Source organism: Streptomyces sp. FH025, assembly GCF_017427025.1.
Taxonomy (GTDB): Bacteria; Actinomycetota; Actinomycetes; order Streptomycetales; family Streptomycetaceae; genus Kitasatospora.
On sequence record NZ_JAFLNG010000378.1, the window covers coordinates 1 to 7567 of the forward strand.

Sequence of the window (7567 nt, forward strand, 5' to 3'; positions counted from 1 at the left end):
CACCCACCGTGGAGGTCCCCCGCCATGTCCGACTGGCGTGTGCGCGCCGTGCGCGCGAGCAAGCTCCCGTTCTCCCGGCCGGCCTCGACCAGGCGTCTCGTCGACGCGCAGCCGGCACCCGAGCAGTCGATGGACCCGCGTCCGGACCAGCCCGTCGAGCCCGTGACGCTGGAGCGTTCCGTCGTGGACGCGGCGGTCTACCGGGACGGCCGCCGGATCGACGCGCCGACCGACCTCGCCGACATCTACCGCGAGCTGCCCGACCGGCCCGGCACGATGGCCTGGATCGGCCTGTTCCGCCCCGCCGAGACGCAGCTGCTGGAGGCCGCGGAGCGGTTCAACCTGCACGAGCTCGCCGTCGAGGACGCCATCGTCGCCCACCAGCGGCCCAAGCTGGAGCGCTACGGCGACACGCTGTTCGTGGTGCTGCGCGCCGCCCGGTACCTGGACGAGGCGGAGGAGGTCGACTTCGGCGAGATCCACCTGTTCGTCGGCCCCGACTTCGTGATCACCGTGCGCCACTCGCAGGCCCCGGACCTGTCCGCTGTGCGCCTGCGCCTGGAGGGCGACCCGGAGCTGCTGGCGCTCGGCCCGGAGGCGGTGCTGTACGCGGTGCTGGACGCCGTGGTCGACGGCTACGCGCCGGTGATCGCCGGGCTGCAGCACGACATCGACGAGATCGAGACCGAGGTGTTCGGCGGCGACCCGCAGGTCTCCCGCCGCATCTACGAGCTGTCCCGCGAGGTGATCGAGCTGCAGCGTGCCACCCGGCCGCTGCTGGAGATCATGAAGAGCCTGGAGGCGGGCTTCGGCAAGTACGGCACCGACGAGGAGTTGCAGCGCTACCTGCGCGACGTCGCCGACCATGCCACCTACGCCGCCGAGCGGGTGGACGGCTTCCGGCAGATGCTGCAGAACATCCTGACGGTGAACGCGACGCTGGTCTCGCAGCGGCAGAACGAGGAGATGAAGCAGCTCGCCGAGGCGGGGCACGCCCAGAACGACGAGATCAAGAAGATCTCCTCCTGGGCGGCCATCCTCTTCGCGCCGACCTTGATCGGAACCGTGTACGGCATGAATTTCGAGACCATGCCGGAGCTCAAGTGGGTGTTCGGCTACCCGTTCGCGATCGGACTGATGGCGCTGGTCTGCACCGGGCTGTACCTGGTCTTCAAGCGCCGCAACTGGCTCTGATCCGCCGGGAGACCGTCAACCCCGCTCTGACGTGCGGACGTTCGGGGCGCGTCAGGGATTCGTCAGGGCGCCGGTGCGGCGCTTGCCCCGGCGTGTGCGGACGGGTTTGATGAGCTGCATGAACCGCCCGGTACGCCATCACGACCGCCCGCCGCATCCGCGGCCGCCGGTCCGCGCCGCCGTGGCCGTCATCGCCGTGCGCTGAATCCGCGCCTCCCCGCCGGAGGGCACGGCCCGCGCCGCGCCCCGCCCCGCCGCCTTCCCGGCCGGGGCGGGGGCGGGCGCGTGAATTCCGCAGTCCTTCACACCACTTGAGCCCGCACCCCGGCCCGCGCAGGGCCGGCGATGCCACACACCCTGGAACGGTCATGTCCGAATCCGTCCTGTCCACCTCGTCCGTCCTGTCCACCCGGACCGCCCTGGTCACCGGCGCCTCCTCCGGGATCGGCTGGGAGACCGCCCGGCTGCTCGCCGGGCTGGGCGCCACCGTGCTGGTGCACGCCAGGACCACCGCCGAGGCCGAGGCGGCCGTCGCCCGGCTGGTCGCAGCGGGTGCTCGGCGGGACCAACTCGTCGAGCTGGCCGCCGACTTCACCAGTCTCGCGGAGGTCGCGGTGCTGGCCGGCACGGTCGTCAAGCACTACCCGGCGCTGGACCTGCTGGTGAACAACGCCGCCGTGATGGCGCCCGAGCGCTGCACCCTCACCGACGACGGCAACGAGGTCTCGCTCCAGGTCAACTTCCTCGCCGCGCACCTGCTCGCGAGGCTGCTGCGCGCCCCGCTCTCGGCCTCCGGCGACGCCCGGATCGTCAACGTCTCCTCCTCGCTGCACCGCACCGCCTCGATGAACTGGTCGGACCCGCACCGGGTGAAGAAGTACTCGCGGGTCGCCGCGTACGCCCAGTCGCAGCTCGCGCTCACCATGGCCACCGCCGACATGGCCCCGGCCGGGTCCGGCATCACCGCCGTCAGCCTCAACCCCGGCCAGTGCACCACCGCGCTGCTGCCGCTGTACGGGCGCACCGGCGCGCCGGCGGCCGAGGGCGCGGCGGCCGTCGTCCGGCTCTGTCTGCCGGACGTCGAGGTGGCCAACGGCGCGTACTACGACGGCGGCGCCGTCGCGCCGACCGCCCCGGCCGCGCAGGAGGAGCGCTCGGTGAAGCGGCTCGCCAAGCTCGCCGACCAGCTGGTCGGCCAGGCCGCCTGAAGCGCCCTAGAACCCCGACGACCGAAAGCAGGAACACGATGTCCAAGCGCGCCCGCAAGAAGAAGGCCCGGCGGAAGAAGAAGGCGAACCACGGCGGCAGGGCCGGGGCCTGACCCCTCCGAGGGCACGGACACCGCCGGGCGCCGGGAACGGCGCTAAGGAGCCGTCAAGAACGGCGCCCGGCGGTGTCAAGGAGGCGTCAGGAGACGGCTCTCCGCAGGTGGTGCGGCACTACCGTCGCCCGGCGGAGAGAAACGGTTCCGTGTTCGGTTCCACCGGGAGCCGGGCCGACCGTGCGACGGGGGAAAGGGACACGCGGTCATGACCACCTCGACAGCGGGCAGAACGACCACCTCGGGGGAGGCGGCCGCACCGGGGGGCGACGACCCCGCACCGGCCGGACCACCCGTACCACCGGGCATCCTGACCCGCCTGCGCCACGGCGTCAGGACGGTCGGCAGCCGGGCCCACTGGACCACCCCGCGCCTGGTCCGCGGCCTCACCGCACTGAGCCTGGCCGCCCTGATCGGCCTCGGCGCCACCGCCACCGCCGTCCTCGGCGGCGCCCGCGACGGCACCGACACCATCGGCCACCGGGCCGCCCCGCAGGCCACCCGCGCCGCCGACCTCTACTTCGCGCTCAGCGACATGGACGCCCAGGCCGCCAACCTGCTGCTGGTCGGCGCCGACCCCGACTACGCCACGCTGCGCAAGCAGACCCTGGACACCTACGAGCAGCGCCGCGACCAGGCCGACAACGACCTCCAGCAGGCCGCCCAGGCCGCCGCCTCCGACCCGGCCGGGCAGCGCGCCGTCCAGCTGGTGCTCGGCAGACTCGGCAGCTACGAGGCCCTGGTGGCCCGCGCCCAGCTGCTGGAGGACCAGGCCAGGGCCCCGGCCGGCCAGCCCTCGCCCGCCGCCCTGGACACCTACCGGCAGGCCACCGACCTGCTGCGCCAGCAGCTGCTGCCCGCCGCCAACCGGGTCACGGCCGCCAACGAGGCCACCGTCGACCGGGTCTACGCCCAGCAGCGCGACGCGCTCGGCAGCGGCTGGTGGTGGCTGCTGGTCGTCGGCCTGCTCGCCCTCGCCGCGCTGCTCGGGCTCCAGCGCGCCCTGGCCGTGCGCTACCGCCGGGTCGTCAATCCGGCGCTGGCCGCCGTCACCCTGCTGACCGGCGTGCTGCTGGTGACCGGGCTGAGCCTGGTGGGCCGCGCCGACGACCACCTGGTGACCGCCAAGACCGACGCCTACGACTCGGTGATCGCGCTCAGCCGGGCCCGCGCCGTCGCGTACGACATGAACGCCGACGAGAGCCGCTACCTCACCGACCCGTCGCGGGCGACCGTGTACGAGCAGCTCTACCTGGAGCAGAGCCAGGCGATCGTCCACTTCGACGGCGCCACCATGGCGGGCTACAACGCCCGGCTGCGGGACGCCGCCGACCGGCACCGGGCGAACCACGCGGTGGTCCCGTTCGGCGGCTTCCTCGGCAGCGAGCTGCACAACGTCACCTTCGCCGGCGAGCAGGACGCCGCCGAGCGGGTGCTGGACGCCTTCCAGGAGTACCAGGTGATCGACCGCAGGATCCGCGACCTGCGCGACGAAGGCAGGCTCAAGGAGGCGGTCACCCTCAACACCGGGCTCGCCGAGGGCCAGTCCAACTACGAGTTCGACCGGCTGAGCACGGCCTTCGGGGACACCATCACGATCAACGAGACCGCCATGGACACCGCGGTCGCCGCCACCGACGGCGACCTGGACGGCACCACCGCGCTCCTCGCCGGGGCGGCGCTGGCGGCGGCGCTCGGCCTGATCGCACTGGGGGTGCGGCCCCGGCTGCGCGAGTACCGGTGAACCGCGCGACCTGAGGCGCCGCCGGCTCAGGTGCGGGCGGCTCTCAGGCGCACGGCGTACGCGGCGGCGCCGAGCACGAGCACCGCCGCGCCCCACAGCAGCGAGCCCCCGGGCAGGGCGAAGGCCAGGACCAGGCAGCCTGCGGTGCCGAGGACGGGCACGATCCTGGGCGGGCGCCCCTCCGCGGGGGTGAGGGTCCAGGCGGAGGCGTTGGCCACGGCGTAGTAGACGAGTACGCCGAAGGAGGAGAAGCCGATCGCCCCGCGCACGTCCGTGGTGGCGGCGAGCAGGGCGACGGCGGCGCCGACGGTGAGTTCGGCGCGGTGCGGCACCCGGAAGCGCGGGTGGACGGCGGCCAGGACGTGGGGCAGGTGGTGGTCGCGGGCCATCGCCAGGGTGGTCCGCGAGACGCCGAGGATCAGCGCGAGCAGCGAGCCCAGGGCCGCGACGGCCGCGCCCACGCGCACCGCCGGTGCCAGGCCCGGCGCCCCTGCGGTGCGCACGGCGTCGGCCAGCGGCGCGGCGGAGTGGGCGAGGCGGTCGGGTCCGAGGACGGCGAGGACGGCGAGTGCGACGGCGGCGTAGACGACCAGGGTGATGCCGAGCGCCACCGAGATCGCGCGGGGGATCGTGCGCTCCGGGTCGCGGACCTCCTCCCCGAGGGTGGCGATGCGGGCGTAGCCGGCGAAGGCGAAGAACAGCAGCCCGGCGGCCTGGAGCACGCCGTGGAAGCCGGCGTCCGCGCCGATGGCCCAGCGGCCGGTGTCGGCGGTCGAGCCGGTGAGGCAGGCGGTGACGACGGCGGCGAGTACGGCCAGGACCACGGCGACGATCGCCCGGGTGAGCCAGGCCGCCTTCTGGACGCCGACGTAGTTCACGGCGGTCAGCGCCACCACCGCGGCGACCGCGACAGCGTGGGCCTGGGTGGGCCAGACGTAGGAGCCGACGGTCAGGGCCATCGCCGCGCAGGAGGCGGTCTTGCCGACGACGAAACCCCAACCCGCCAGGTAGCCCCAGAAGTCCCCGAGCCGCTCGCGGCCGTAGACGTAGGTGCCACCGGACTGCGGGTAGCGGGCGGCCAGGCGGGCGGAGGAGGTGGCGTTGCAGTACGCGACCACGGCGGCCAGCGCCAGGCCGAGCAGCAGTCCGGAGCCGGCCGCCGAGGCCGCGGGGGCGAGGGCGGCGAAGATCCCGGCGCCGACCATCGATCCGAGGCCGATGACCACCGCGTCGAACGCACCCAGGTGCCGCTGCAACCGATCGGCGTCGGCCGCCGCCGATGGCTTTCCCATGATCCGCTCCCCAGTGAGGTGCTGCCGCACCGATGTGTTGACGAAACCCGACGTCGGAAGACGATAGACGAGTCCCACGCGGAGCCCGGCTCAGCCCAGCCGGCGGTACTCGGCCTCCGGGTCGAGCTGCCGCCGGTACTCCACGTGCAGCCGTACGGCGCCGTCCGGACCGGCCAGCCGGGCCAGCGGGCCCCGCCCGGCGGGGAGCGGTCGGGGCCGCGGCCACTGCTGGGCGAGGACGGCGAGCGCGGTACCGTCCTCGCCGCGGAGGACCCAGGTGGCCCGGCCACCGGCGATCAGCGGGAGCCGGGGGCGGGGGAGACCGAGCGCGGTGAGGGCCTCCGGGAGGCCGAGACCGTCCGGGAGGGTGAGGACCGCTTGGTGCGGGGCGTCGACGTCGTCGCCGGCCGCGACGGAGTCCCGGGTGAGGATGATGCGCATGGCGCGAGGATAAGCCGTACCGGTGTGCCGGATTGACAACCACCCTTGCCGTCCCGGCGAATGGCAGGCATGGCCGACGAAGAGTTCGAGAACGTCCTCACCGCGGTGGGTCCCCGGCTGCGGGCGCTGCGCCAGGAGCGCGGTACCACGCTCGCCAAACTGGCGGCCGTGACCGGCATTTCGCTCAGTACGCTGTCCCGGCTGGAGTCCGGGCAGCGAAAACCGACCCTGGAACTGCTGCTGCCGCTGGCCCGGGAGTACCGGGTGCCGCTGGACGAACTGGTCGGCGCCCCGGCCACCGGAGACCCGCGGATCCACGCCCGCCCCGTGACGAGGCACGGCCAGACCTTCGTCCCGCTCACCCGCCACTTCGGCGGCGTGCACGCGTACAAGCAGATCATGCCGCCCGGCTTCCGCTCCGAGACGGAGCTGGAACTGAAGGTCCACGAGGGCTACGAGTGGCTGTACGTGCTGTCCGGCCGGCTGCGGCTGGTGCTCGGCTCGCACGACCTGGTGCTGACGGCCGGTGAGGCCGCGGAGTTCGACACCCGGACCCCGCACGCCGTCGGCAACGCCGGTTCGCAGCCCGTGGAGTTCCTCAGCCTGTTCGGCCCGCAGGGCGAGCGCATCCACGTCAGGGCGCGCCCGGGAACCTCTGTTCGGTAGGTTCGTTCCCAGGCAGGGGGTTCCGCTTCGGACCCCCGCCAGGCCGTCGGGAGGGGCCGAGTACATGAGCGTGGAGCAGAGCACGGAATCCGGCGGGAGCGGCGGAGCCGAGGAGCGGGTGGCGGCCGGTCAGGAGGCCGGAGAGGCCGGGAAGAAGGCCGGGGCGGCGAGGAAGCGCGCCCCGAAGAAGCGCCCGTTCTGGCAGGAGCTGCCGATCCTGCTGGTCATCGCCCTGCTGCTCGCGCTCGGCATCAAGACCTTCTTCGTGCAGGCCTTCTCCATCCCCTCCGGTTCGATGGAGCAGACCCTGCGGATCGGCGACCGGGTGCTGGTCGACAAGTTCACCCCGTGGTTCGGCGCCCAGCCCGAGCGCGGGGAGGTCGTCGTCTTCCGCGATCCGGGCGGCTGGCTGGAGGGCACCCCGAGCGAGTCCGGCGGCTTCATGACCACCGTTCAGAAGGCGCTCAGCACCGTCGGCCTGATGCCCTCGGCGGACGAGAAGGACCTGATCAAGCGGGTGATCGGAGTCGGCGGTGACACCATCGACTGCGAGGCCGGGAGCCCGCTGAAGGTGAACGGCGTGCCGCTGGACGAGCCGTACCTGTTCCCCGGCGCGACGCCCTGCGACAACGACCCGGTCGGCACCGTCACGGTGCCCAAGGGCAAGCTCTGGGTGATGGGCGACCACCGCAACAACTCGCGCGACTCCCGCTGGCACCACACCGTGACCGGCGACGGCTTCGTGCCGGTGGACAACGTGGTCGGCCGGGCCTTCGTGGTGGCGTGGCCGCTCTCGGACTGGTCCACCCTGCCCGTCCCGGACACCTTCGACAAGGTGCCGTCCGGCGCCGCGGCCCCGCTGGAGACGCCCCCGGCACCGGAGGCGCTCGCCGTGGCCGGCGTCGTCCC

8 protein-coding genes are annotated in these 7567 nt (G+C 73.5%); 6 read left to right on the top strand and 2 right to left on the bottom strand.

From position 1 onward, the window contains the following. The first annotated feature begins 24 nt into the window (after nt 1-24). The 4 genes from J0670_RS24165 to J0670_RS24175 all read left to right on the top strand — a co-directional run bounded on the left by J0670_RS24165 (nt 25) and on the right by J0670_RS24175 (nt 4259). The gene (locus J0670_RS24165) at nt 25-1194 is read left to right on the top strand and encodes a magnesium and cobalt transport protein CorA (protein ID WP_207813755.1); all 1170 of its coding nucleotides are present in this window, start codon (nt 25-27) and stop codon (nt 1192-1194) included. Between the two features lie 368 nt (nt 1195-1562). Beyond that, nucleotides 1563-2402: an SDR family NAD(P)-dependent oxidoreductase gene (locus tag J0670_RS24170; protein ID WP_207813756.1), complete on the top strand. Its 840-nt coding sequence runs from the start codon at nt 1563-1565 to the stop codon at nt 2400-2402. A gap of 38 nt (nt 2403-2440) precedes the next feature. Beyond that, nucleotides 2441-2515 (top strand): 50S ribosomal protein bL37, encoded by a 75-nt coding sequence (locus J0670_RS40600; RefSeq protein WP_374223153.1) that lies wholly within the window; start codon nt 2441-2443, stop codon nt 2513-2515. A 208-nt stretch (nt 2516-2723) separates the two neighbouring features. Further along, a complete protein-coding gene (locus tag J0670_RS24175; protein ID WP_207813757.1) occupies nt 2724-4259 on the top strand; it encodes a hypothetical protein in 1536 nt (511 codons plus the stop codon). A gap of 26 nt (nt 4260-4285) precedes the next feature. Here J0670_RS24175 and J0670_RS24180 read toward each other — a convergent pair whose 3' ends face one another. Together J0670_RS24180 and J0670_RS24185 are read right to left on the bottom strand one after the other, a co-directional pair. Then, nucleotides 4286-5551, bottom strand: a complete 1266-nt coding sequence (locus J0670_RS24180; protein WP_207813758.1) for an APC family permease — start codon at nt 5549-5551, stop codon at nt 4286-4288. 90 nt (nt 5552-5641) lie between these two features. After that, entirely contained in the window at nt 5642-5992 is a 351-nt protein-coding gene (locus J0670_RS24185) for a hypothetical protein (protein ID WP_207813759.1), read from the bottom strand. A 69-nt stretch (nt 5993-6061) separates the two neighbouring features. On the opposite strand from J0670_RS24185, the gene J0670_RS24190 reads away from it, so the two are divergent. Together J0670_RS24190 and lepB are read left to right on the top strand one after the other, a co-directional pair. After that, nucleotides 6062-6658 (top strand): helix-turn-helix domain-containing protein, encoded by a 597-nt coding sequence (locus tag J0670_RS24190; RefSeq protein WP_207813760.1) that lies wholly within the window; start codon nt 6062-6064, stop codon nt 6656-6658. 64 nt (nt 6659-6722) lie between these two features. Then, a partial coding sequence (gene lepB, locus J0670_RS24195; protein ID WP_207813761.1) for a signal peptidase I occupies nt 6723-7567 on the top strand: 845 nt, incomplete at its 3' end.

What these genes read in the sequence shown, in the direction of transcription:
- J0670_RS24165 (WP_207813755.1), top strand. Translation starts at nt 25, where the DNA reads ATGTCCGACTGGCGTGTGCGCGCCGTGCGCGCGAGCAAGCTCCCGTTC.
- J0670_RS24170 (WP_207813756.1), top strand. Translation starts at nt 1,563, where the DNA reads ATGTCCGAATCCGTCCTGTCCACCTCGTCCGTCCTGTCCACCCGGACC.
- J0670_RS24175 (WP_207813757.1), top strand. Translation starts at nt 2,724, where the DNA reads ATGACCACCTCGACAGCGGGCAGAACGACCACCTCGGGGGAGGCGGCC.
- J0670_RS24180 (WP_207813758.1), bottom strand. Translation starts at nt 5,551, where the DNA reads ATGGGAAAGCCATCGGCGGCGGCCGACGCCGATCGGTTGCAGCGGCAC.
- J0670_RS24185 (WP_207813759.1), bottom strand. Translation starts at nt 5,992, where the DNA reads ATGCGCATCATCCTCACCCGGGACTCCGTCGCGGCCGGCGACGACGTC.
- J0670_RS24190 (WP_207813760.1), top strand. Translation starts at nt 6,062, where the DNA reads ATGGCCGACGAAGAGTTCGAGAACGTCCTCACCGCGGTGGGTCCCCGG.